Consider the following 22,125-nt stretch of genomic DNA (forward strand, 5'->3'; position numbering starts at 1 on the left):
AATAAGTTTCTCTTCAATATCTGAAACTTAAACGAATGGCTAGAGAAGTTCTGGTTTCTCTAGCCATTCTGAAGTTGCGATCGCGAATAAACTGTTCGCGCCACTGCTGATATTCCTTAGAAGGCGACGGCACCGAGAAAAATTGGCTGAGCTGTTGTCGCAGTTGATGGATTGATGGAGCAATGAATGACATGATCAGCGATCGCAACTCCTAGAAAGAGCGGTCAATGTCTTCTGATCCTGTCGCAAATAAACCAGATATGCATCCTGCCGTTGGATCGCCTAGATGGGTAAACCAGCGAGAGTATAATGAGAACCAGTTTCTGATAGGTGGTGATGAGTGCGACGGCTGCAACGCTGACGCTGTTGGTTGTGGATGACGACCCGATGATGCGGTTGGGGTTAACGACAGCCCTCGGTCAGCAAGCGGATTTTACGATTGTGGGTGAGGCCATCGACGGTCACCAGGGGGTGGAGCAAGCGAACTGCCTCAACCCAAACATTGTGCTAATGGATGTGGGGATGCCGGGGATGGACGGCATCGAAGCAACCCAAACCATCAAAGCCCAACTGCCAGCGACGCGGGTGGTGATGCTGACTTCCCACACGGATGAAACGGAGATTATCGCCGCCCTTTCCAGCGGAGCAGATGCCTACTGCATCAAGGGTACCGATGTAGAGGCACTGGCGAATGCAATTCGGGTGGCGGCATCTGGCGCAGCGTATCTAGACCCACAAATTGCCCAAAAGGTGATGCAAAATTTGACGCCCGCTCGCCCCCAAGTGAAGGGAAATGAGGGGCTATTGAGCGATCGCGAACTCGAAGTTCTGCAGCTGATTGTGGAAGGCTTAAGCAACACCGCCATTGGCCAAAAGCTCTACCTCAGCCCCAATACGGTTAAGACCTATGTAAAGGGGATTATGAACAAGCTAGTGGTGAGCGATCGCGTTCAAGCCGCCGTTGCCGCCGTCCGTCGCGGTTTGGTCGATTAAGTTTTTGATGCCTTAAAACGGCAAGTTGACCGACTCAATCATTTGGGAAAGCACCCGAATCACACACTGACCAAAAGTGGCAGATAGCAGCCCACACAAAAGCGGGACTGCGATCGCGCCTACCAATCTTCCCGTCCCCGCTGCAGCCCAGCTGCCGTAGGTCATATCCACCGCCAGCCACAGATACGCCAGGATAGGCACGCCGCTAAGGAATACGCCGATCAAGAAATGACGGGCGGTGATTGCCCATGACTTTTCTGTTAATTCAGACGGTTGAGAGGAATCAGATGCCATCGGTTTACTCCAGTGCGGGCAACAATGACTGCGGTTAAACGACTGTTTCGAGTCTACGGTGAACGTGCAATCTCAGCATCCTGCGATCGGGTTTGCCCAATTGGGTGAGACGATTTTGCCTACCAAATTCTCGCCATTTGCAGCTGAAATCCTGGCAGTTCTGGGTCGCCACTCACGGCGTCAGGATTCTCCAAAATCTTGGGTTGTTGATTGGGGCGATAGACATAAACCTGGCGCTGTTTGCGATCGATCAAAAATCCCAGCATTGCCCCATTGTCCAGATATTCCAACATTTTGGCCTTCAGCTTACCCAAGGCATCGCTGGATGACTTTAGCTCAACGACAAAATCCGGGCAGATGGGTGCAAAGGATGCCTGTTCGACCTCTGTCAGAGCATTCCAGCGTTCGAGCCGAATCCAGGCTGCATCGGGAGAACGAGTCGCCCCATTGGGCAGGGTAAAGCCTGAGCTGGAATCAAAGACTTCTCCTGTGCCATCTTGATCGGCCCAATTAGCCAGCTGTTGGGCAATTTTGACGTTTCGGTTGCCTGTGTCTGAGAAAGTCGGTGGCATGATGATGACTTCTCCGCTGGCGCTGCGTTCAATACGAAGATCACGGTTGGCCTGACAAAATTCATAGAATTCTGCGGTGGTCATCTCAATCGGCATCGGCAGGTTTACCGTCAGGGGCATGTTCTCCGTCTGAATCAGCAGCGTCGTCATGGATCACCTCTAATTGTCCGACCGCAAAGATTTAACGTTGATCGACACCACTGATCCTAGTCTCTATCAAGGCTGTTGACGCAAAAAACAGAAACCAAAACGCTATCTGCCCCTTGCACTTTACGTTACATTCGGCACTACCATTAGCCATCGACCCGCTCTCCCAGGGGAGAAATGACTGCGGTTGAGCGACTGTTTCTAGCTTAGAACAGCGTGGAAATCTTGGCATCCTGCGATCGGGTTTACCCAACTGGATGAGGTCAAGATCCTCCAGACGATGACCCATGTGTAGGTAGGGAAGCTAAAGTGCGATCGCATATCTTCGAAGAGTTGAGCGGCTCAAGCTTGACGGAAAATGCGATTAACGAACCCATCGCGGCTCTAAATCGTCATGCTGTTTCAGAGGTCGCGCACTTGAGCACTCGACCATATCGACTACTGTTCATCGCTATTGATTCGCCATGAAAGAATTTCCCGTTTGGACTCATGTTGCCTTTCGTGCTCTGATGGGGCTAGGCATCGGCACAACCACCGTCCTGACAAATCCCACTGCTGCCCTGGCCGAGGCATTTAGCGATGTCCCGGCTGACTATTGGGCTACTGACTATATCAGCGCCCTCAGCGATCGGGGCATCCTGAGCGGCTACCCGGATGGCACGTTTCGTCCCGATGCCACCGTGACGCGAGCTGAGTTTGCCGCAATTTTAGGTCAGGCGTTTCCGGTGACAGAATCTTTTGGCGCAACTGGCGGATTTATCGATGTCCCGGCTGCCTACTGGGGATACTCAGCGATCAATACCGCGCGTGCTGCCGGTTTTCTCTCTGGCTACCCTAACAACGAATTTCGTCCCGAGCAGACAATTCCCCGAGTGCAGGCGTTAGTCTCCCTAGCGAACGGGTTGGACTACAGCAGCGACACCACCAACGTCCTGACCTACTACACCGATGCGGCGACCATTCCTGACTATGCCCGCCCTAGCATTGCCGCCGCTACCCAGGCTAAAATCGTCGTCAACTACCCGACCCTGACCCAGCTCCAGCCTAACCGTGGGGCTTCACGGGCGGATGTGGCGGCTTTTGTCTATCAGGCATTGGTGCAAGAGGGACGAGTGCAACCCCTAGCCGATACCCTCTATGTGGTAGCTGTCGGAGATGAGCAGGCTGATCGCTGGTCGACAACTCCGATCGCGACGCTATCGACCCGCGCCCAACAGGTTAGTGTAAGCCGCAACGGCAATCGCATCGCGACCCTCAGCCCCGGCGGCGACATGATTCAAATTTGGAACGGGCAAACGGGAGAACTGTTGAGCGAAATCGTAACTGACGGCAGCAATCGCTTTGAGGCGATCGCCATCAGCCACGGTGGCACTCAGATTGCCGCGATCGCACAAAGCCTGCCAGATAATGCGCTAACGCTACAGTCTTGGCAGGTTGAAGTAGGACAACAGCTCTGGCAGCAGCCCCTCGGCACTGCCCAAGGCCAGTTTCGGGATGAAGCCGGGTTTATCGGCGTGCCGCTTATGCAAGTCGGGTTTCAACCCGGTGATGACCGAGTGCTAAGCCAGGTGAGTTTAAGCTTTGGCCCCGCCGATCGCCCTACTGATACACAGCTCCAGCTCCACGATGCGTCCACGGGAGAGGTGACCCGACTTTTAGAAAACTCAGTGGGGGCGGAGTATGGCCAGTTTGTCTTTAGCCCCAGCGGTGACTGGCTGGCTGGTGTGGGCTTTGTGTCGCCAGCAGCCGGACCCGAACCGGGACCAGCAGCTGGCCAGGTCATCACCGTCTGGTCAGTCGCAACGGGCAATGTTGAGCGCACCCTCCGCCCTTCGGCCAGCAACTTTACGTTTATGGACATGGTATTTACCGCCCCGGATATTCTGCGGGTGCTGTCGCAAAACCTCTATGACATCGAGCTCGATACCTGGAATGTGCGTGCAGGCGACCGCGTAGAACGCATTACTAAATTGCCCAGCATCGATCGCCAGGATCGCCTTGGTCGCCTCAGCCCGAACGGGCAATACTACTTTGTCCGCAGCGATGTGGTGGGGACACGGCTGATTGATATTGCAACCGCGACCGCGACCGAGTTTGATCTGTATGTTGAGCAGGCCCAATTTGATCCAACAGGGCAATACTTGGCGATCGCAACTCAAAATGACGTTCAAGTTTTTGCCCAGGATAAGTAGAAATCTCTGGGCATGAACCCCATATGTTGGCATCTGCGATCGCAGTTTTATAGCATCAGTTTAGAGTTATCGGAGTTTAGCTTTGACTATTTTTCAACCTCCTCAACGAGTTGCGATCGCCCTACGAGACGATACCCTGAGCGAACGCGAAAAGCTTAACTTTGTTTGGGTGTTGATTGCCGTTGCCGCTATTTTTGGTGAAGCCAGCATTCTGAGTGCGCTGGCCCGGCCAAATGTATATGGACTGATTCAGCTCGTGCCGTGGGGCATTCAAATTTGGGGAATTGCGGCGAGCTTTCGGGCCAATCGCCGAGGTGACAATCAGAATTTTCTAGAGCGGTTGACTTGCTTGGCGACATCCCTATCGATTCGGCCGTACCTGATCTATTTCGTGCTGACTGCGGTTACTTATTCGGTGATGACCTATTGGCCACCGCTGTATAGCCTTCAGTCCCTGCTTGCAAATTTGTTTGCTATTGGGATGACCCTTTACATCTATATCCGGCTACAGCCCCTCATGACTCTGGCCGCTAGTGGTGCCAATCCAGAAGATGCACCAAATCCTGAAACCTAAGTTTTGAGCAGGCTGCTACTGGCTAGAACGCCTACCGCTAGCGTCGTGAAAAATGTCCCGCCATTCGGATGGTTTCCGACGTTGGTGGATGGCGATGTGGTGCTGTGTGAATCAGGGGCGATCACCCAGTACCTTATCGAACGCTATGGTTCGGGTCGTCTTGCCCCCGCCATGGATTCGCCGCTGCGAGGCCCCTACCTTCAGTGGATGCACTTTCCCGAAGGCACCTTGAATCCCTACATCAATGCCATTCGCAGGTTTAAGGGCAAGTCCCCGACCATTACCATTAGTCTCAGCGACGAACTCGACATTGCAGTCGGCTACTGCGATCACACTCTCGCAGACCATTCCTACATCGTTGGCGATGAGTTCACCTGGGCCGACATCATGCTGACGGTGAGCCTCCTGTCCATCAACCTCATGGGACTCCTAACTGAAAAGCATGGGGACACCTTCAATCTTGAAACGTCAGAGCAGCCTTCTGAGGTAACTAAAGGATTTAGCCCCTTAGTGCGATCGCATCAACACTACCAAGATCTGAACTACCAAGATCCGATCGCCTGTCCTATTCCAGACCGTGCTCGCCAATTGACCGGGGCAGAGCGACTCCATGAACTCTTGAATGCGGCTCCCACGCTCAAACAATATAAACGCAGCGGACAGATTGCGGCTGCGCTCAATGCCATCCACCGACACAATGCGCTCACGTTTCCGATTGAACGACGTACCGAAGGCCCCTATCTGCCACCGTTACCTGAACTCACACCAGGCGTCATTCATGTCGTAGACGCCACCATGAATACTGGGAAAACCTACCGTATCGGGCGCGATTGGGTACACACTGCCCTGACGGAAGACAAACACGTCCTAGTGCTCTCACCACTGAACGCACTGGGGCAGCAAACCGCCCAAGACTGGGGCATTCTCCATATCCATGATCAGGGAGCCACCGGCCAACGTCAGCGCGACTTTTGGAACGCCGCTCGCCATCGCCCTGGCCTCGTATTGTGCCCTGACTCCATTGGCAAGCTGCCAGAGTGGTTCTGGTCAAAGCCCGTTGTCTTGATCGTCGATGAAGGCAATCAAGTGACCGAGCATATCTGTCAGGGAGATACCTTCAATAGCCGCTATGGAGCCATCCTGGAACAGATTGTCCGTGTTGCCAAGCACGCGATCGCCTCGGGAGGTGCGATTGTCCTCAGTGAAGATGGTCTTCCCAATCGCGCCGTGCAGTTCTGGCAGACAATTAGTGAATCCCTAGCTGTGCGCTGTTTCCAACACCGTAAATACGACATCTCATGGGACTGTCACGTCTTTTCTGGCCAAGCCTCTGGCTTTCGGCAGCGTCTGCTACATCGGATTGAGCAAGGGAGTCGCTTGTTGGTGGTGACCAGCTCCCAACGAGAAGCGAAGCGGCTCGACCGCATTTTGCAGGGTCAAGGTATCCGTACCACTCGCATCGATTCAGAAACGAACGAAGGAGAGACCTTCAATCTGTTTTTCAAAGACCCAGATCACTGGCTCCAGATCAATCAGCCGGAGGTGCTGATTCTCTCACCGAGTGCTCAGGCTGCCTTAATCGATCGTCTAGACGGTGCGGGCCACTGTGTGACTGCCGCGACCGTCTCGGCTCACAAGGCGACTGCCCAACTGTGGCATGCTACGCAAAAGCAAATTTGGTTCGAGGAAGCGGTTGAAATTGCTGAGGCTGAGCCGCAAGCGGGTCATACTCCAGACTGGGCGCACCGCACTCTAAACGGCATGGAGAGTAGCCGGGAGGTTCGCCTGGTTGCGTATAAAGTGCTGTGCCGTGCAGAATTTCCGGGCATTGACTTCAATGATGCGGATGAGTGCTACGAGGTGTTGTGTAACAACTATGGGGCACTGCGTTGGGGTGTTTTGCTCCAGGCTCAGGCTGAGAATCTAGAGGTGGTCAAGAACTGCGATCGCAAAATCATGGAGACCATTCTTGCCAGCTCGATTCGGGCTCCGCACCAGCTGCCCAGACGCTATGTCAAAGCTGCCATCATTGCCAAACTGGGTGTACTCAACCTGCTCGATGGCAAGCCGTGGACCAATCACGACAAACGGGCAATTGCCATCAAGCAGGTGGCCCTTCGATTCATCCCTGAGGTGCGCTACTGGTTAAATCTCACGATCAACCCCGATCAGACCCCCTGTCAAATTGCCAACAAACTGGTGAAGCGCTTAGGACTAGAGGTGGTTGCGATCAGTCGTCCTGGTCGTCGCAATCAAAAACGTGCTCGCCGTTATGCCTTGCCTGATTTGGAGAATCCTCTTCGTCTCAAGCTGTTGCAGGCCGTTAGACACAAGCTATCCGCATCGGTGTCCACAATTTCTATTAAAGATCCAATTCCTAATCAAAAGATCATGGACACGGGGAGCTCTGGGGTTCTTTATTCTCGTCTTACACCCGATTCTCAGAGCTGGCAGATAGGTGACCAGGTGCAGTCTGGTCAGATATTTAGGAGAGAGTGCGTTGGCGAAGCCTCCCGGCATGACCAGCACCCAAGGATGTCCGATACCCCAGCGAGAGCTGCCTTTTGTAACCTGTAGCCGGACTGAGGTGGGCACATAATTTGTTACTAATCAGCTCCTAATTGATATAGGTTGCTTCTTGTCAGTTGGGAATATCGGGGTATTCTTGTGAGATCGCGTGTAGCACCTGATTGAGTGGGTACGCTAGTCGTAGCGAGAGTCGATGAGGCAATGCTCGGTACCGCATCAATTTCTGCTTCCTTATCCCGCCTCGTTATCGCAGTTCGCCTCCTACACGAATCTTGACTAACGCGATCGCAGATTTTTAGCTTCTCTCTGAGATCGCAGTTTTCAGTTCCTCTTCGGTTAGATCAGGGTTTTATGAGGTCTAACGGGGCTTGATTGGGGTTATTCACAGCTTAAAGAAGCGGAGGGGAATAGGTGCAAAAAGATCGGTGCTGATGACGACGACTGGTCGTGTCTTTTGGATTTCTTGGCCTTGGGTGGGATCAAGGTTTACCAGCTAGATTTCACCACGACTAGGGTCGTCATCAGGAACATTCCAATTTTCGCTATCTAGGGCCGAAAACTCAGTCAGCTCAGGGTCAGTTTTAAAGTCTTCAGCGGTTTCGGCGATGAAGGGTTCTAGAACCTGGTGCCGTTGAGATAGGGGCAGGCTAGCCAACTGTTGCAGAGATGGTTTGGTGGGTGGTGCCGGATTTGACAAAACTTTCTGTCGTAGAAATTCTGCAAAGTCAAGAACCTCCTGCTGCTTTTCGGGAGGGAGATGACGCAGGTGGTTGAGAAGGGCTTGTTCGAGATGGGCTGTGCTTGGCATTGCGGGAATTGCGACGGAGATATGTCTAGCTCAAAACAGTTCGACTTGGGTGGCGGTGTTGTGGCTGAAGAGATGGCCTTGGGTGGCGTATGTGTCGGTTTCGGAGATGGATTTGGGTGTGCGTCTTTTGCAGGTGCTTTTCTTCTTTAATTTGAGCCATCTGATGGACGATGTCAATCGCAACTTTCAGTTCCTCTCTGCGATCGCACTGGTTTTATCGGAGAACGCGATCTCAGAGAGAAACCCCAACCCTAAGACCAGAGTGCGATCGCAGATCTCGTAGAGTACGTTAGACATCAGTGCGATTGCATTATGGGGATGCCAGCCACGCGATCGCAGATCTCGTAGAGTACGTTAGACATCAGATGAGATCGCATCCCCGAAGCAAAAAGCGCGATCGCGGTTTGTTGAGTGCGATCGCAGTTCTGTTCCAATCGGTTTAGTGTAGTAACGGAAAAATCTGAGTCGTGAATCATCTCGAACCGCTCCCAGCAGCACAATCGGTTTGTACCATGCACTTCACTGTAGGCTCTACGCGACTTTGATTGGTTGGGGTATGTTTGAGTTAGGAGTTTTTTTACAGCATTCTGATGATTTTGAGTGGGATCTAATCCTAAAACTCTGGCTTCCATCCTGACTGCTTTTGAGTCGCTCTAGTCTTTATCTGACAGGTATTCTAGGAAAACTGGCAGCAGCTTTGTCAGTCGATTAGCCCATCAGATGGCGGAGCGCCTCAAATCTGAACCTTATGGTGGAATACTACTACAGCATCACCCGCTCACACTGATGTCATGCTAACTTAGACAACTCAATCGTCTCATCGTTCAAAGCTCAAAGAACCCCTATGACCAAACAGAACGATCTGTCTATTCTTGTAGTATCTTTGCTTGTCACACTTGGGCTTCTAGGTGGTGGCTTTTTCTTGTTTAAGGATACGATTCTGAGTCTAGACCGTGCTGACAGTACGTCACCTGTGAGTTTTGATATCAAAGGAGCAGACGGCAGTTCAGGAGAGCCTGTTCTGAAAGGGGCCGTATCCACAAGTAAGCAAAATGGGCTAGATGCTCTCGCAAAAGCCGATTTTGCAGCTGCCGAGCAAGCATTAACAGCTGCATTGACAGAAAATCGTAACGATCCAGAAGCGTTGATTTATCTAAACAATGCCAAGATTGGTAATGCTCCCTCCCATGCTGTTGCGCTTATTGTGCCAGGGGATGACGATGACACCAAGCGAGGGACATCCCAAGAACTCATGCGCGGTGTCGCCCAAGCGCAAACGGAAATTAATACTGATGGCGGGATTAATGGGATACCTTTACGAATCCTCATCGTGGATGATCAGGACGATCCCGACATGGCAAAAACGTTAGTGGCCAGTCTCGCAGCGAATACTGATGTTCTTGGTGTCATTGGTCATTTTTCCAGCGGTACAACCTTGGAGGTGGCTGAGATTTATGAGGCTGAGGGACTGACGCTGATTTCGCCGACCAGTACATCGGTTGACATTTCACAGGCGGGAGACTACATCTTTCGAACTGTACCGAGCGATCGCCTTGCGGCATCTCTGTTGGCTGACTATACCCTGGACATCTTAGAAACATCGCAGGCAGCTATTTTTTACAACACTGATAGCAACTACAGCACGTCTCTCAAAGCCGAGTTTGAGACTGAGTTCGTCAGCGGCGGTGGCCAAATTGTTGAGGTGTTTGATATTCAAGATGCAAATTTTCGAGCCGCAAATGCCATGCAAACTGCTCGTGAACAAGGCGCTGGGGTCATCATGCTGGCCTTGAGCCTCGATCCGTCTGATCCACTCTTGCAAATCTTAGCCTCAGATCAAACCTCTTTACCGATGCTAGGGAGCGATTCGCTGTATAAGAACCAGCTTTTGAGCCTGGCTGGTGCAAATGCATTGGGTCTGACAGTGGCCGCACCGTGGGATATTCTCAGCCATGAGCAGAGCGAGTTCGTCCAAGAATCGCGGCAGTTGTGGGGCGCGGATGTGAACTGGCGCACAGCTATGGCCTACGATGCAGCGGTGGCTTTAGCTGCAGGCATTGAGGCTGAGCCAACTCGTGAAGGGGTGGCAGCAGCATTGGCGGCATCTGATTTTCAGGTTGAAGGGGCAACGAGTCCAGTGCGATTTCTGCCAAGAACTGGCGATCGCAATCAACCGTTTCAGCTAGTGGAGGTTGTACCGGGCAATCGCTCGGGTACTGGCTATGACTTTGTTCCTGTGGATTAATGCGCCATCAAATCTGCTGACAATAGTAGAGAATCCGGAGCTATTCGCTTCAGCCATAAAGTTGCGATCGCAACTTTATGGCTGAATAATAAAAAACACCTATCAAGCGACGGGTGCTGCACTCTCTCTATTTAATAGCTGAAGTAGAAGATTGAATAGACCTCTTGCACGAATCTAAGCGGTGGTTTGAGCAAGCTGGCAGTTGTAAATCGAAGCAATCAAATTGAACCTCAACCCAAAGCGTCTCCTGCGATTGCGATAGCGTTCTGCCAAGATCCGAAATATTTTCAACCGACAGATAACAGGCTTCACCTTGATACGCAACTTGGCCAACTCCCGGTTGTAAGCCCGCTGCGTCTGAGTCAGCTTGCCACCGGGTGGCTTCTTGCAGGGAATGAAACTCTTGCGATGAAGCTTTGCAATTCCCTGGTATCCCTTGTCTGCCAGCAACTCCAGCTTCTCATTAAGGTGTAATTTCGAGCGTTTGTACAAGCCAAAGTCGTTTTCATGGCCCTTGCCATAGACCGTGTGCAGCACCTGCAATGTGACCAAGTCGATGACCAACTGCACCATTAAGGTATGCTTGCGCTTCTTGCCACTGAAGTAGTGCTTCTGTTTTTTGGGGGACGCTCTATCTGTGACTCGCTCACATCTACAACAATGACCTCTGAGGTGACCTCTCTCCGCTGTGAGGCTCTTATGTCCCGGCAACTTGCTGTAGCCGCAGGCCGCAAGCTCATTTTCTACTCGAGTGATGGTGCGGCAGACCGTTGCTTCAGAGGTCTGCCAACTCACGGCCAGATGAAAGAAGGTGCGATATTCTCGCCAGTATTCTAGGGTCATCAGCAATTGGTCTTCTACGCTGAAACCGGGTTGTCCCCTCCGCTGACCAACTTTAGGAAGCCCAGGAGCAATGGTTTAGCCATCGTGCCAAAGGTCTCGGGGCTGACCCCGCAGTAGCGGCGAAAGTCGTTCGGCTTCAGTTGGCTGATCCGTTCGTACGTCATTGCGGTTGGAACTAAAGACTTTTATGAGTCTCTGCCAGGTGCTCTCAACGAGTCAAGTTATTCGTGCAAGAGGTCTAATAATGCAGGTTAGTGAGTGCCAGTATTGAGCGACCCGATGCCAAACTATACGAATTTGACCTCAAGATGGCAATACCGACTTTCCCCGTGCCATTGCACCCTCAAGAGCTCATTCCCACAGTGAATTTGCAGCAAGTGTTTAACGATGTCTATGACCGGGCTCGCTTTGATCTGGTGATTGATTATGAGCAACCCGTTCAGCCCAAGTTATCGAGTGAAGAAGCTGCCTGGGTCAAGAGTGTGTTGGCATCTCTGAGCTGACGCCCGAGCGACAGTCCTATGCCTCGCCCCCGCGTGGGCTTGCATTCACTGGAGTATTGAGCGATCGCCGGATGAGGTGTTTTGCTCTGAGGGGCAATGACCCAATGGCCTTTCGCGATCGCCTCTTTGCTATAGGCAAAACCAAGATGCACATGGTGGGCGCTCTGATGCACAAGTTGAGCCGGGTCATTCTTGGATCCTGGACTTCTATCATGCTGCCGCACATCTCTGGCAAGCGGCGGAAGCTTATCGCGATGGCAATCCCGCTCGCACCCCACAGATGTGGTTTAAGTGGCTACGTCGTCAACTGCGCCACGGCTGAGCCACCGCATTCTCAGCGAACTCCGGTGATTCAACACGATTGACATGCTCAAGCAACTGCGGGTGGAATTTCCCGACCTCCCGATGAAGGTAATCTGGAATGGAGCCTTCTATCATCGGGCCAAAACCGTTCAAATTGCCGCAGATGAGGGGTTCGACATCGCGCTTCAGCCGTTACCCACTGACAATCCTGACTTCATGCGGTCGAGCATCTTTGGCAGTGGTTGCGGAAGGAGGCCATTTATCAGGCTTGTTATAACTGTAAAGCGGATTTGAAGACACAAGTCGCACGGTTTCAGCAACGCATCAATGCAACGTCGCTAGCGATCGCTGATCGGTTGTGGGGTAAATCTCACCTGGATTCAGAAGAAGAAAAACTACGGGTCTCAAAATAGACTGGGTTTATTACCGAACTAGGGTTGCGAACGGCTAGAGCTAAACTTGTTGATCGTTCAATTTTGGAAATCAGCTAAATACCGTTGCATAATCGCGGGCAAAGTCCTCAAACTGACGCGGCGCTTGGCCAGTCGCATCCTTTATCCCTGAAGCGATCGCTGCTGCCTCATTGCGTCGATAGTGGGCGTAATCTTCAATCAGTCCATCGGCTTGCCAAGCTGGCATCCCAAAGCCAATCATGGCTTCCCGCATCGGTTCGGGTGGGATATCGACAAACATAATCTGACGCTTCAGGGCAGCAGAGAGATATTCTGCCATCTCGGTATGGGTTAGCGCCTGCGGACCCGTGAGATCGTAAATCTTGCCTTCATGCCCAGCTTCGGTCAGAGACGCTACAGCAACGTCAGCAATGTCGCGGACATCTACGACGCTCACCTTTGCATCACTGATCGCGGCATAAAAGGCGTTTTGGCTTGTGATCGTCGATCTAAAGCTTAGTAAGCCCTGCATAAAGAGGTTGGGACGCAGAAACGTATACGTCATTCCTGATGCTTGGATTGCTGCTTCGACGGCGGCATGGTAACGCAAAAAGCGCACAGGCGAATGGGCATCGGCTGCAAATTGCGATAGTTTGACGATATGCTTGACGCTACTCTGACGTGCCGCATCAACGAACGCAAGTTGTTGCGCTTCTGCGTGTTCTGTAGAGTTCGTTAAGAGAAAGGCACTGTCCACGTCAGTCAGCGCCGCCAACAACGTCTCAGGGCGATCAAAGTTCCCCTTCACCACTTCAACATTCGGGAGTGCAATCTCCTTCGCTTGATCAGGGTTACGAACCATTGCACCGACTTGTATGTTCTGTGCTGAGAGTCGCTTGATAATCTCTGTACCGTTGCTGCCAGTTGCGCCAGTGACTAAAATCTTCCGGTCCATTGGAAACCTCCTGTGTTGTAGTAAGCTTTAGAGTTTTGTGGGCAGTGCCCACCCTATTGCTGCGATCTAACTATTTCATCGAACATTGACTGCACTCAGAAGCGTGGTTGCTTGAATGGTGAAATTTGCCTTTGAAACTGCTTTGCCGACCAGATTCCCTTCTGCGATCGCTCTAATCCGCGATCGCGCTTCAGGACGTTCTTCAAGTCTGAACACCGCATCGGTCAGGTGAGAGGCTTGCATCAAACTAATCAATGCTGCCATCCGAGAATCCGGTCCAGTGTCTTCTAATACGGCTGCACGAACTTGCTGGACAATCTCGCGTTGAATGGAATCATCGGTTAGAAAATATCGCTGCGTTGGAAACAGTCCAAGAATGGGTTTGCATAATGAATTCCTGATTGAAGTATATTGCGGTTCCTTCGGAGTTGCGCCTCGGCGCTCATCGCAAGTTTGTGTATTGCCCTACCGGGGGTGATGACGCAGCAGCCATTGCAGATAAATTCCGGTAACGATGCCGTAGCTTAGCCAACCTGCCCCATAAATCAATGCTGTCGAGAATGGTGGTGGTAGTAGCTCAATGTAGGCGACAGTTGAGCTACTTGCTCCATCTAACGCACCTCCTAAGGCGCTGACCAGAATCCACCAATGCGCTTTACGAACAAATCGTGTCAAAATCGGAAGCTGAGCCACGCTAAAAATAGCCAGTTCAATCGGCTGTGTGACCAGATTCGACCAAAAAACTGGCCATGCGCCTAGTGTGCTCAGGAATTGAATAAGCGGATCAAAAAGGGGTGTGATGAAAGAACTCGCCAGCGCTATCCCAAAAGTCCATCCCTGGGTGCTAACCACTATCCACCAAAAGGCTTTAGGCAGGTACTGGCGCAAAACGAGCCATTGGGCTGCGCCAATAAACAAACCTGTAAAATATATGGTTGCTATAAACTGAAATCCTGACGCTTCCAGTGCTCCAACGATCGCCCCCGCGATTGTAGTAGCCAATGTCCACCAGAGCCATAGGCGAGGTGCGATCGCCAATTGTCGTGTTTCATCTTGCCATTCATGCTGCACCATAGTGCTCACCCCAGAGTTGCACTTCAACTCGATATCTGTACTATTCGGCCTAGCCCGTGTGAGAGCAGTTTCTATCTAATTCGCAATCGCGCTTCAGGACGTTCTTCAGGTCTGAACACCGCATCGGTCTGAAGCAGCTTCTGTCCATATGCCTGTAGCGATACCAGAGTAAATTTGCCGCATCAGTTCTAAGCAGAAGGGCGGCACATCATAACACCTTCTTTTTGAGTGTTGGCATTGGGATTATTTCCCATCGCTCGAACGGTGATCGTAGGTTCATAACCGGGATAACAACGGATGAGAACCGTATCTTCGGCTCTGGTCACATACAGTACATAAACAGGTCTACCGCCTAAAACAGCCGGGACAAGATCAGGGGGAAGAGCGGCTGTTGCAACCAGCGTTGACTGATTTGAGGGGCCTAAATCTGGTATCTCAGATAGGGCAGGCTTTGCCCCAAAAGATTGTAAGCAAACCATCACCAACGCTGTAACTGTGACTAACAGGATAGAAACTTTAGAGAATCGCTTGAACATGGTCGACTTTACTCTTGATACTGTTGGAGTTAAATATGGATGCGGTTCTCCTCGGAGCAGAAATCAACGAATTGGAGCCAAATTTGCTGATTGGATGTGCCATGTTCGCTCCTTTGAAGTTGAGCCGAGAATATTATTGATGTACGAAGAATCGCCAACAACAAGCGAACGTGGAAGGTAGAAATCACTTAATAAGCGTTAGAAAACAGTTTCTAATTTTCAGAATTCACCTGCCTTATAATCACAATGTTTTCAGCAAACAGTAAAACAACGATTAGCCACGGAAGCGTCTGTAAAATGGCTTCCATTGTCCAGTTCTGACTTTGAACCTGCCAAATTATCCAAATAAGAGTGAATCCAATCACCAACGAGGATAGGATGACCGATGAATTGCGGCGGCGATAGAAGCGGATTGTCCTCTCCCGCAAAAATGGCTCGAAAATACAAGCGATGTAGGACGCTCCTGCGTTGATCAACAAGCTGGTTTGAAGACCCGAAGACAGGTTTGGGTATCCCAACGCGATCGCTGTCAGGCAAACTCCGAGCGCGAGGTACAGAAAAGTAAACAAGGTAGATCGTTTCATGATTTCTTCTCCGGTGACGCTTATTCTCGGTACCAAACACGCACACATTGAAAGTATTTGATTGGAAGACCTTGACTAATCATCACTGGGTAGAAAGCATTACTGGTCGTCACTCCGTAGATATCATCATGGGTGCCTTCGATGCGATCGGGTAAAACAACCGTTTCAACATTGATTACCTGGATCGTTGTACTTTCGATCCACTGATTTACAGCACTCACCACCTCCAAGAAAGATTCATACTCGGAAGGTCCGCCTAGGGGGCCCCGTTCAGTAATTCGAGGCGCAAAATCTTTGTACTTAATCATTTGATTCACCATCTAAAACTGCAGAGTTAACAATCGATTCAAGAAACCATCATGATTTGGTTTGTTTAGGGCTACAACAACCGCTGGGTCAGCGGTCTTGCGTCGGCAGCGTGAAGCTTGGGGTATTGGGAGACAGCTGCTCCGTGTACGCCTGCCGGTAGATGTCCAGCCACGGCGCGCGATCGCCAGGGATGACGGTGTCGTTGGCTGGGTCGTCCAGGGCAAGCTCGAGCCGGGCGACGCTGACGGTGATTCTTTCCAACGACGGTGTATCAATCCAGTCGTTGTCACCAGCCAGAGAGGGCTGAATGGTGCCAATCTCGACGACCAGCGCGTGACCCGTTTGCAGCGTCCAGTCCGTCGATCTGAGGTCCAAGCTGGTCGTGCCGGGTTTCACCACCGCCACCTGCCGGTTGAACGCAACGGCGCTGCCGTCTGGGGCGACGTCGTACAGCTCAACCATGACGTTGCCGTGGCCCTCGACATTCAGGGACACCTGCGGCGTACCAGTGATCCGAACCGACTGCCCAAGTGGCTCAGACCAGACGAAGAAGCGGTTGGGAGCCTCGGTTGCAGGCTCGGCGAACAGGCCGTCGTCCAGGTACGACCCGCCGCCGAGCGCGATGGTGGCGGCGTACTCCACGACGGGCCAGGTATCCTGGGCGCGCCAGGCACCGGTACTGTCCTGCACGACGTAGGCTGGGTAGTCCACGGTCGGTTCGATGCCCTTGAGGTACTGGTCGTAGAAGGACATCACCTCGTCGAACCAGCCCTCGCGGCCCATTTCCAGTCTCCCATCGGCAGTGCGGTCGTTGCCCCGATAATGCTCCCAGGGGCCGAGCCAGCCGCGCTGCGGTCCCTGGTGGTTGGCGAGGAACTCCTCCACCGCTTCGGCTTCGGCCTTATATTCAAGGAAACCCTGCGTGAACAACAGCGGTGTGTCGGTGCCCTTGGCGTGCCACGCCAGGTCACGGAACTGCCAGAACTCCGAGTCCGGGTCAGCGTCCTGGTAGCCGAGCGAGTTCAACGGCAGGCACAGCGGGTTCACCTGCTCGTAGGCGGCATTGGTCCGGTAGCGCTCGTCATCGTCGGGCAGTTGCGACAAGGTAGCAATCTCGTTATAGGTGCGCGACACATCCACGATGGTCGAGCGGGGGACGCCGTTCGACCAGGTGCTGCGGTGCAGATCCCAGAGCGGCTCCTGGGCGACGACGGCTTTGAGCGCGTCCTGGTCGAGGTTGTTGCCAACTAAACCGGTGATGGCATCATAGGACTTGCCATACATGCCGACGGCACCCGTAGACCAGGGCTGGCTCGCGGTCCAGTCGATCGCGGCCTGCACGTCGGCCTGCTCACCGGGACCCATGAAGTCTAGACATCCGGTGGAGCCGCCGAAGCCGCGCAGGTCAACCATCGCCAGGGCGTAGCCGCGGTTGAATAGATCGGTGCCTTCGACCAGGTCGTTGAAGCGGTTCGAGGGGCCGGTGTGCGCGTGGTTTTCCAGTGCCTGTTGGCCGGAGTGCCCGAAGTACGCCCCGACCGAAAGGATCACCGGCACCTGCTCGCCTGCGGCCAGTCCTTCGGGCAACAGAACGTCGGCGTGCAGTTCAACGTCGGAGCCGTCTGAGGACGGAAAGTAGTGCTGCGTCCAGGCCGCACCTTGGGGAACGCGGGCGTTCTCGGCGTGCGTGACCGCTCTGTCGGCGGTGGCAACCGCAGCAGTCGCGATCGCCTCTGACTGTGTCAATGCGGCAGGTGCCCCAGCGAGGACAAGCAACATCACTGCTGTGCCTGTTAATAAGTGCCTGACGTAGGTCTTGGGAACGCGCATAATTCTTCTCCGAGTGGAAGCTGTTGGTCTTGAGTCGTACGTGAGTCGGTCACGATTTTGTGAGCTGTTAGAAGAAATTTGAGACATGATGGTGAACGCTTTGCCGTCCAGCCCATCCGGCAGCGTGCCTGGGCCACGATACCCGTGTCCACCCTGCCCGGCAGCCAGGAGATGCCTCAGCCGATGAGGGCCAGCACGGCATGGACCGTCAGATGGGCAATCATGGCGGCCTCTAGCCCATAGCGCCAGAACAAATACCCCGCAACCCCCGCAAACAAAGAATTTTGGATTAGCAAGAACCCGACTAGGGTTGGGGTTAACGGCAGCCCCAGGGCGATCGCATAGGGCAAGTGAGCCATCGCAAATACCAGGGAGGAGACGGCAATGGCGACGACCACCCATCGGGTCTGGGGTTTACCCTGGCGCTGCTGCCCAAATCGCCAGCCCAGCCAGAGCAGCAGTGTCATCAGTCCCCAGCGGATCAGAATTTCTTCGGTGATACCGCCGTAGAGAAATCGCACTAGCAGTGGCGTGGGCTCAGCCGCCTCAAAGGCTGGTGGCAGCAGCGGGCGAGACAACAAGGTAATCGCGGCCAGTAGTCCACCGCTGATCAACCCACCCACCACACCAGGCCGCAGTTGAGGAACCATGGCTTGCCGCCACGATCGCCCAACGGCTAAAGCCTCTGCCCCCGGTGCCATGAGTCCTAGCTGGGGAGTCAAGAGCACGCCTATCAGTACCGCTACCGATACCAAAACCGTGGGCTGCACCAGCATCAGTAGTCTGACCACGGCGGCAGGTGGGGCACCCTCTGGGAGCGAGGGCAAAGGCAGCAACCCCAGGGACATCACCCCAGCCATGCCGGCCAACCACAGCAGCCCAAACAGTCGCAGCCTAGAGTTTTTATCCTTAACCATGGTTTTATCCTCTGCTGATGGTTTGACGAACTGACGAGATTACCAACGACCACTCCGATAACTCTGGGAAACGGGTTTGGATACTCCATCGGGTTTGAACACTTTGTAGGCGATCGCCAGAAACATGGGTACGACAACCAGCATTGATAGAGCCGTGTAGGTCGCGTGGAACTCGCTGACGGTGAATAGAGTCGGCGCGGTCACGGCGCTTCCGGTCACGGCGCTTCCGGCTACGCCCATCAAGAGATTGCCGCCGATGTTGTTCGCGAAGTGTACGCCGATGGCGAGTTCGGTGGTTCCGTCAATCAACGAAACCACGGTCCACACTAGCCCCGGAACGAGGAAGTAGTTGATGAAGACCGTGAGCCAGCCGCCAGCGCTCGCCTCCGGGTTGAGCAGGTGCGCCAGGGCGAAGATCACGGCTGGCACCAGCGCCAGAAAGACGCGGTTAGACCAAACAATACTCGCGCCCTGCACAATGTAGCCGCGAAAGAAAAGCTCCTCTGTGGTGGTCTGGATCGCAACGAAAATCAGTGCGATCGGCACGAAGAGCGCGAACGTTGTGAGGTCAAAGTTAAAAGAGAAGGTATCGGGATAGAAGAAGTACTGTCCCAGCCCAGCGATCAGCCAGACTGGCACGAACCACGCCACAAACCCCTGACCGATACGCCGCCAGCTAATCTTTTTACGCGCTGTGACCAGCGTCCGGGGATGACGCTGGTGAATGAGGGTGACGGCGATCAGGATTCCCGCGAGGAAGAACGGAAAACTCGCCCTGAACGCAACGAAGCCCCCCACGAGGCCGAGCGCAGCGTAATCCAGCCGACTGAACGCCGCCAGCGCCTCTTGACCGCCGAGCAAGATTGCGACACGCGGGACGGTGATGCCGTTGACGACCAGCCCCACAAAGAAGATGACGACTAATCCCAGAACATACCGCCACCACCGATACTTACCCCACCCGGCAGCCTCCACGTAAGTAACTTTTTTCGTTTCTGCCGTGATTCCCTTTTTTCTTTCGGTATTTTGCATCTTTATCTCCGTTCCCTTTATGGGTAAATTCTGTAGTGCTTGGGTCGGGTTACTGATCACAGTTGTCGATATAGCTTTCGACCTTCTGGTTAGGACACTTAAAGTTGCTGAAAACGTTCAACCGTTTGAACGTTGAATTTGCAAATTGTCCTAACTAACTCTTCTGTTGCGATAGTTTCAGGATTTAACGATGACTTCGATAGATCTGGTATCACCAAATCCGGCATCGTTGGACATGCGCTAGCCCCTAGTCGAACCACAATCCGAGTATCGACGACCACTATCAACGGAATTGTTGTGCTGTGTTTATATACTTTTGGTACAGATTGTCTTTGTCTTAGCTAACTTGAGTATGTGAGTTTTAACACTCAAGTTCTTTCAAATTCTTACGATTATTTATTAGATTCCTATGGAGCTAGCGAATCTGTTTCGGTGTCATGCCAGTGAATCGCTTAAACTGTTGAGTCAAATGGCTTTGGCTAGAGAAACCGACTTGTAGAGCGATGTCTGCGATCGCTAAATCCGTTTTCATCAACATCACTTTCGCTCGTTCTACCCGCTGTTGAATCACGTATTGATGGGGCGAAATTCCCATTTCTTGCTTAAATAAGCTCGCAAAGTAAGTTGGGCTGATATTCACTACACTTGCCAGTTCTGCCAAGGATAAATCTCGATTCAAGTAAGTGTGAATGTAATCGATCGCCTGCTGCAACTGGGTATGAGTAAAGCTGCTGTGGGGTGATGCGATTGCTTGCTTTAGGGTCGAAAAGTTTCGGAGTAGATGAATCACCAGGGCTTGAGTGAGTGATTCGATATAGAGTTGCCCCATCATCCCGCCCGATCGCAACTCAGCCAATATCAGCATGCCAATCTGATGCAGTTGCGAATCTTGCTGACCAAAACAATGCCTAAACTCGAACCGGTTTGAATCCATATCAGAGGCTTCAGCAACCTGTTGAATCAGTTCTGGTTTCAAGCAAATGAATAGTGGAGAGCAGGTGATACCACTTTTACCTTTATACCAGTAGGTTGGCTGTCCAGCCGGAATAAAGAGATTGTCCCCCTCATGAAGGACTGATTCATGTCGGCGATCGCCCCGTTTCTGAATTAAAGGAGTAGAATTCCCTAGGTGTAAGCTGAGCCAGTGGTCTGAGAGGGCTGGAAGTTCTACCTCATAGGTCGAAACAGGACTTTGACACTGCTCAACCAAAATGCCATTCCAATTCATTTGACGATTGGAGATCATCAGTGGTTTATTGAACCGTTGGCAGAGTTCGAGCGAGTTGAGCTGGTTGCTGGCCATGGAGTTTGTTCTCACCGATTGTTCTTGTATAGGAATCCAGGGATTGTAAGTGCCGATAGACCACGGGACCGAGTCCGAGTCGCGAGAGTTGCAATCCGACTCCGTACCCGACTGTGTTAGGGGCGATAAGGCTCACAATGCCCTCGGGCCAGTTCAGACGTGTGAACTGATTATGTACGGGCCGAGTAGAGAACCCAGCGGTATTTTTTTCTGACTCCCGCGAATAGTTAGAAGAAAATTTAGACATGAGGATCAACTCCTTGACTCTTATTGCTGATTTCAGTTGTCAATGGGTTTAAGGATCGACAGGATCGCCAACTGCCCCACCTGTAGCTGTATGCACGGCGCGGGCCATCTGCCCAAGCGTGTTGCCAAGCGAGGTGGGATCGGCTCCTGCCATCAGGGCCGCACTGATGTCTTCACTGATAACGCGCACGACTGCGGTGGCTGCTGCTGCGTGCAATCGCACCTCGATATCGTCAGGCGATCGCCGCAGGCGATCTGCGAAGATCTCGACCAGAGCACGCTCTATTCGGTCGTTGGTCATCAGCCAGGCCGTCCGTAGATCCGGCTCTTTTTCGGCCAGCACAGTCATCTTGATCACAGCCTGATCAAAGGACTGCTGATCGGGATCTTTAGTCCGATTTATCGCCCACTCCATGAGGTGATCTTCAAGGGAGACATCCCGAGGCCAGCGGCGCAATAGCGCCACAAACTCCTCGCCATCCTGCGCCAAGACCGGCTCGACACAGCTCTCCTTGTTGCGGAAGTACCGCCAGAGGGTGCGCACCGAGAGACCCACCGCTTCTGCGATCTGCTCGCCGGTCGTAGCAGCGACCCCTTGCTCCCAGAACAACCGCGCTGCCTCCCGCGAAATCTCTAGACGTATCCGCTGCTGCCGCTGCTCACTCCTCCTCCCTGGCTTGCGCCTGTTCTTCGTCATACCGTTGGCACCGTCACTCCCCACGACAGTCTTCTTTCAAAGTCTGTCACTAAGTGACACAATAGCGCTAAATGTCACTAAGTGACAAGAGGTTGCTTTGCCAACTAGCACGTCTTATTCAGGCAAATAGCGATTCAGGCTAATGATGCAGCTGGGAGCATGTCACCTTTGAGCCCTCACCCTAAATCCCTCTCCCAAGCCTGGGCTGCCGCTTATACATAAGTCATCTGGCTAGAGGAATTGCCCT

At 52.8% G+C, this 22,125-nt stretch carries 27 protein-coding genes and 1 pseudogene; 9 read left to right on the forward strand and 19 right to left on the reverse strand.

Annotation, left to right across the window (positions count from 1 at the left end; genetic code table 11):
• Positions 1-13: 13 nt before the first annotated feature.
• Positions 14-193 (reverse strand): hypothetical protein, encoded by a 180-nt coding sequence (locus tag AC286M_RS05260; protein ID WP_488203378.1) that lies wholly within the window; start codon positions 191-193, stop codon positions 14-16.
• Positions 194-336: 143 nt separating this feature from the next.
• On the opposite strand from AC286M_RS05260, the gene AC286M_RS05265 reads away from it, so the two are divergent.
• Complete coding sequence (locus tag AC286M_RS05265; RefSeq protein WP_488203379.1) at positions 337-993, forward strand: response regulator; 657 nt, start codon at positions 337-339, stop codon at positions 991-993.
• Between the two features lie 12 nt (positions 994-1,005).
• Here AC286M_RS05265 and AC286M_RS05270 read toward each other — a convergent pair whose 3' ends face one another.
• A complete protein-coding gene (locus tag AC286M_RS05270) occupies positions 1,006-1,287 on the reverse strand; it encodes a hypothetical protein (RefSeq protein WP_488203380.1) in 282 nt (93 codons plus the stop codon).
• A gap of 119 nt (positions 1,288-1,406) precedes the next feature.
• Positions 1,407-2,009, reverse strand: a complete 603-nt coding sequence (locus AC286M_RS05275; RefSeq protein ID WP_488203381.1) for a Uma2 family endonuclease — start codon at positions 2,007-2,009, stop codon at positions 1,407-1,409.
• A gap of 461 nt (positions 2,010-2,470) precedes the next feature.
• Here AC286M_RS05275 and AC286M_RS05280 point away from each other — a divergent pair, with 461 nt between their 5' ends.
• The 3 genes from AC286M_RS05280 to AC286M_RS05290 all read left to right on the forward strand — a co-directional run bounded on the left by AC286M_RS05280 (position 2,471) and on the right by AC286M_RS05290 (position 7,349).
• The gene (locus AC286M_RS05280) at positions 2,471-4,198 is read left to right on the forward strand and encodes an S-layer homology domain-containing protein (RefSeq protein ID WP_488203382.1); all 1,728 of its coding nucleotides are present in this window, start codon (positions 2,471-2,473) and stop codon (positions 4,196-4,198) included.
• Positions 4,199-4,280: 82 nt separating this feature from the next.
• Positions 4,281-4,772 (forward strand): hypothetical protein, encoded by a 492-nt coding sequence (locus tag AC286M_RS05285; RefSeq protein WP_488203383.1) that lies wholly within the window; start codon positions 4,281-4,283, stop codon positions 4,770-4,772.
• A gap of 45 nt (positions 4,773-4,817) precedes the next feature.
• Positions 4,818-7,349 (forward strand): glutathione S-transferase N-terminal domain-containing protein, encoded by a 2,532-nt coding sequence (locus AC286M_RS05290; RefSeq protein ID WP_488203384.1) that lies wholly within the window; start codon positions 4,818-4,820, stop codon positions 7,347-7,349.
• Positions 7,350-7,683: 334 nt separating this feature from the next.
• On the opposite strand, the gene AC286M_RS05295 is transcribed toward AC286M_RS05290, so the two are convergent.
• Together AC286M_RS05295 and AC286M_RS05300 are read right to left on the reverse strand one after the other, a co-directional pair.
• Complete coding sequence (locus AC286M_RS05295; protein WP_488203610.1) at positions 7,684-7,794, reverse strand: type II toxin-antitoxin system PemK/MazF family toxin; 111 nt, start codon at positions 7,792-7,794, stop codon at positions 7,684-7,686.
• Complete coding sequence (locus tag AC286M_RS05300) at positions 7,795-8,109, reverse strand: DUF2281 domain-containing protein (RefSeq protein ID WP_488203385.1); 315 nt, start codon at positions 8,107-8,109, stop codon at positions 7,795-7,797.
• Between AC286M_RS05300 and AC286M_RS05305 the strand changes: the two genes are divergently transcribed.
• On the forward strand, positions 8,099-8,392 hold the full coding sequence (locus AC286M_RS05305; RefSeq protein ID WP_488203386.1) for a hypothetical protein: 294 nt from the start codon (positions 8,099-8,101) through the stop codon (positions 8,390-8,392). The two genes, AC286M_RS05300 and AC286M_RS05305, sit on opposite strands and share 11 nt — an antisense overlap.
• Positions 8,393-8,405: 13 nt before the next feature.
• Here the strand turns inward: AC286M_RS05305 and AC286M_RS05310 are convergent, their stop codons facing one another.
• Positions 8,406-8,585: a hypothetical protein gene (locus AC286M_RS05310; protein ID WP_488203387.1), complete on the reverse strand. Its 180-nt coding sequence runs from the start codon at positions 8,583-8,585 to the stop codon at positions 8,406-8,408.
• A gap of 368 nt (positions 8,586-8,953) precedes the next feature.
• Between AC286M_RS05310 and AC286M_RS05315 the strand changes: the two genes are divergently transcribed.
• Positions 8,954-10,354, forward strand: a complete 1,401-nt coding sequence (locus tag AC286M_RS05315) for an ABC transporter substrate-binding protein (protein WP_488203388.1) — start codon at positions 8,954-8,956, stop codon at positions 10,352-10,354.
• A 174-nt stretch (positions 10,355-10,528) separates the two neighbouring features.
• On the opposite strand, the gene AC286M_RS05320 is transcribed toward AC286M_RS05315, so the two are convergent.
• Both AC286M_RS05320 and AC286M_RS05325 read right to left on the reverse strand, forming a co-directional pair.
• Positions 10,529-11,197, reverse strand: coding sequence for a transposase family protein (locus tag AC286M_RS05320; protein ID WP_488203389.1), 669 nt, complete (start codon positions 11,195-11,197; stop codon positions 10,529-10,531).
• Between the two features lie 14 nt (positions 11,198-11,211).
• On the reverse strand, positions 11,212-11,361 hold the full coding sequence (locus AC286M_RS05325; protein WP_488203390.1) for a hypothetical protein: 150 nt from the start codon (positions 11,359-11,361) through the stop codon (positions 11,212-11,214).
• Positions 11,362-11,451: 90 nt separating this feature from the next.
• Between AC286M_RS05325 and AC286M_RS05330 the strand changes: the two genes are divergently transcribed.
• From AC286M_RS05330 to AC286M_RS05340, 3 genes and pseudogenes are all read left to right on the forward strand, one after another.
• Positions 11,452-11,700, forward strand: a complete 249-nt coding sequence (locus AC286M_RS05330) for a DUF4058 family protein (protein WP_488203391.1) — start codon at positions 11,452-11,454, stop codon at positions 11,698-11,700.
• Positions 11,701-11,896: 196 nt separating this feature from the next.
• A pseudogene (locus tag AC286M_RS05335) lies at positions 11,897-12,048 on the forward strand (ISKra4-like element ISLesp2 family transposase); the annotation flags it as partial.
• An 18-nt stretch (positions 12,049-12,066) separates the two neighbouring features.
• Entirely contained in the window at positions 12,067-12,297 is a 231-nt protein-coding gene (locus AC286M_RS05340) for a hypothetical protein (protein ID WP_488203392.1), read from the forward strand.
• 189 nt (positions 12,298-12,486) lie between these two features.
• Here the strand turns inward: AC286M_RS05340 and AC286M_RS05345 are convergent, their stop codons facing one another.
• From AC286M_RS05345 to AC286M_RS05395, 11 genes are all read right to left on the reverse strand, one after another.
• Entirely contained in the window at positions 12,487-13,350 is an 864-nt protein-coding gene (locus tag AC286M_RS05345; RefSeq protein WP_488203393.1) for an SDR family oxidoreductase, read from the reverse strand.
• A gap of 75 nt (positions 13,351-13,425) precedes the next feature.
• Complete coding sequence (locus AC286M_RS05350; RefSeq protein WP_488203611.1) at positions 13,426-13,752, reverse strand: GOLPH3/VPS74 family protein; 327 nt, start codon at positions 13,750-13,752, stop codon at positions 13,426-13,428.
• 63 nt (positions 13,753-13,815) lie between these two features.
• Positions 13,816-14,424, reverse strand: coding sequence for a hypothetical protein (locus tag AC286M_RS05355; protein WP_488203394.1), 609 nt, complete (start codon positions 14,422-14,424; stop codon positions 13,816-13,818).
• Between the two features lie 188 nt (positions 14,425-14,612).
• Positions 14,613-14,960 carry a hypothetical protein gene (locus tag AC286M_RS05360; RefSeq protein WP_488203395.1) on the reverse strand — a complete coding sequence of 116 codons (348 nt, stop codon included), beginning with the start codon at positions 14,958-14,960 and terminating at the stop codon, positions 14,613-14,615.
• Between the two features lie 212 nt (positions 14,961-15,172).
• Positions 15,173-15,544, reverse strand: a complete 372-nt coding sequence (locus AC286M_RS05365) for a hypothetical protein (protein WP_488203396.1) — start codon at positions 15,542-15,544, stop codon at positions 15,173-15,175.
• Between the two features lie 20 nt (positions 15,545-15,564).
• Positions 15,565-15,864 (reverse strand): hypothetical protein, encoded by a 300-nt coding sequence (locus tag AC286M_RS05370; RefSeq protein ID WP_488203397.1) that lies wholly within the window; start codon positions 15,862-15,864, stop codon positions 15,565-15,567.
• A 76-nt stretch (positions 15,865-15,940) separates the two neighbouring features.
• Positions 15,941-17,683 carry a CocE/NonD family hydrolase gene (locus AC286M_RS05375; RefSeq protein WP_488203398.1) on the reverse strand — a complete coding sequence of 581 codons (1,743 nt, stop codon included), beginning with the start codon at positions 17,681-17,683 and terminating at the stop codon, positions 15,941-15,943.
• Between the two features lie 176 nt (positions 17,684-17,859).
• On the reverse strand, positions 17,860-18,600 hold the full coding sequence (locus AC286M_RS05380; protein WP_488203399.1) for a CPBP family intramembrane glutamic endopeptidase: 741 nt from the start codon (positions 18,598-18,600) through the stop codon (positions 17,860-17,862).
• A 39-nt stretch (positions 18,601-18,639) separates the two neighbouring features.
• Positions 18,640-19,632 (reverse strand): CPBP family intramembrane glutamic endopeptidase, encoded by a 993-nt coding sequence (locus AC286M_RS05385; RefSeq protein ID WP_488203400.1) that lies wholly within the window; start codon positions 19,630-19,632, stop codon positions 18,640-18,642.
• 415 nt (positions 19,633-20,047) lie between these two features.
• Positions 20,048-20,935: an AraC family transcriptional regulator gene (locus AC286M_RS05390; protein ID WP_488203401.1), complete on the reverse strand. Its 888-nt coding sequence runs from the start codon at positions 20,933-20,935 to the stop codon at positions 20,048-20,050.
• A gap of 295 nt (positions 20,936-21,230) precedes the next feature.
• Positions 21,231-21,878: a TetR/AcrR family transcriptional regulator gene (locus AC286M_RS05395; RefSeq protein ID WP_488203402.1), complete on the reverse strand. Its 648-nt coding sequence runs from the start codon at positions 21,876-21,878 to the stop codon at positions 21,231-21,233.
• Positions 21,879-22,125 lie beyond the last annotated feature (247 nt).

This window comes from Thainema salinarum CENA647, assembly GCF_057732415.1.

Bases quoted from the DNA above. Each gene is read 5' to 3' on its own strand.
- AC286M_RS05270 (WP_488203380.1), bottom strand. From the start codon at position 1,287: ATGGCATCTGATTCCTCTCAACCGTCTGAATTAACAGAAAAGTCATGG.
- AC286M_RS05370 (WP_488203397.1), bottom strand. From the start codon at position 15,864: ATGGTGAATCAAATGATTAAGTACAAAGATTTTGCGCCTCGAATTACT.
- AC286M_RS05395 (WP_488203402.1), bottom strand. From the start codon at position 21,878: ATGACGAAGAACAGGCGCAAGCCAGGGAGGAGGAGTGAGCAGCGGCAG.
- AC286M_RS05325 (WP_488203390.1), bottom strand. From the start codon at position 11,361: ATGACGTACGAACGGATCAGCCAACTGAAGCCGAACGACTTTCGCCGC.
- AC286M_RS05355 (WP_488203394.1), bottom strand. From the start codon at position 14,424: ATGGTGCAGCATGAATGGCAAGATGAAACACGACAATTGGCGATCGCA.
- AC286M_RS05315 (WP_488203388.1), top strand. From the start codon at position 8,954: ATGACCAAACAGAACGATCTGTCTATTCTTGTAGTATCTTTGCTTGTC.
- AC286M_RS05320 (WP_488203389.1), bottom strand. From the start codon at position 11,197: ATGACCCTAGAATACTGGCGAGAATATCGCACCTTCTTTCATCTGGCC.
- AC286M_RS05280 (WP_488203382.1), top strand. From the start codon at position 2,471: ATGAAAGAATTTCCCGTTTGGACTCATGTTGCCTTTCGTGCTCTGATG.
- AC286M_RS05260 (WP_488203378.1), bottom strand. From the start codon at position 193: ATGTCATTCATTGCTCCATCAATCCATCAACTGCGACAACAGCTCAGC.
- AC286M_RS05380 (WP_488203399.1), bottom strand. From the start codon at position 18,600: ATGGTTAAGGATAAAAACTCTAGGCTGCGACTGTTTGGGCTGCTGTGG.
- AC286M_RS05375 (WP_488203398.1), bottom strand. From the start codon at position 17,683: ATGCGCGTTCCCAAGACCTACGTCAGGCACTTATTAACAGGCACAGCA.
- AC286M_RS05390 (WP_488203401.1), bottom strand. From the start codon at position 20,935: ATGGCCAGCAACCAGCTCAACTCGCTCGAACTCTGCCAACGGTTCAAT.
- AC286M_RS05300 (WP_488203385.1), bottom strand. From the start codon at position 8,109: ATGCCAAGCACAGCCCATCTCGAACAAGCCCTTCTCAACCACCTGCGT.
- AC286M_RS05385 (WP_488203400.1), bottom strand. From the start codon at position 19,632: ATGCAAAATACCGAAAGAAAAAAGGGAATCACGGCAGAAACGAAAAAA.
- AC286M_RS05340 (WP_488203392.1), top strand. From the start codon at position 12,067: ATGCTCAAGCAACTGCGGGTGGAATTTCCCGACCTCCCGATGAAGGTA.
- AC286M_RS05275 (WP_488203381.1), bottom strand. From the start codon at position 2,009: ATGACGACGCTGCTGATTCAGACGGAGAACATGCCCCTGACGGTAAAC.
- AC286M_RS05265 (WP_488203379.1), top strand. From the start codon at position 337: ATGAGTGCGACGGCTGCAACGCTGACGCTGTTGGTTGTGGATGACGAC.
- AC286M_RS05360 (WP_488203395.1), bottom strand. From the start codon at position 14,960: ATGTTCAAGCGATTCTCTAAAGTTTCTATCCTGTTAGTCACAGTTACA.
- AC286M_RS05345 (WP_488203393.1), bottom strand. From the start codon at position 13,350: ATGGACCGGAAGATTTTAGTCACTGGCGCAACTGGCAGCAACGGTACA.
- AC286M_RS05365 (WP_488203396.1), bottom strand. From the start codon at position 15,544: ATGAAACGATCTACCTTGTTTACTTTTCTGTACCTCGCGCTCGGAGTT.
- AC286M_RS05310 (WP_488203387.1), bottom strand. From the start codon at position 8,585: ATGATTCACGACTCAGATTTTTCCGTTACTACACTAAACCGATTGGAA.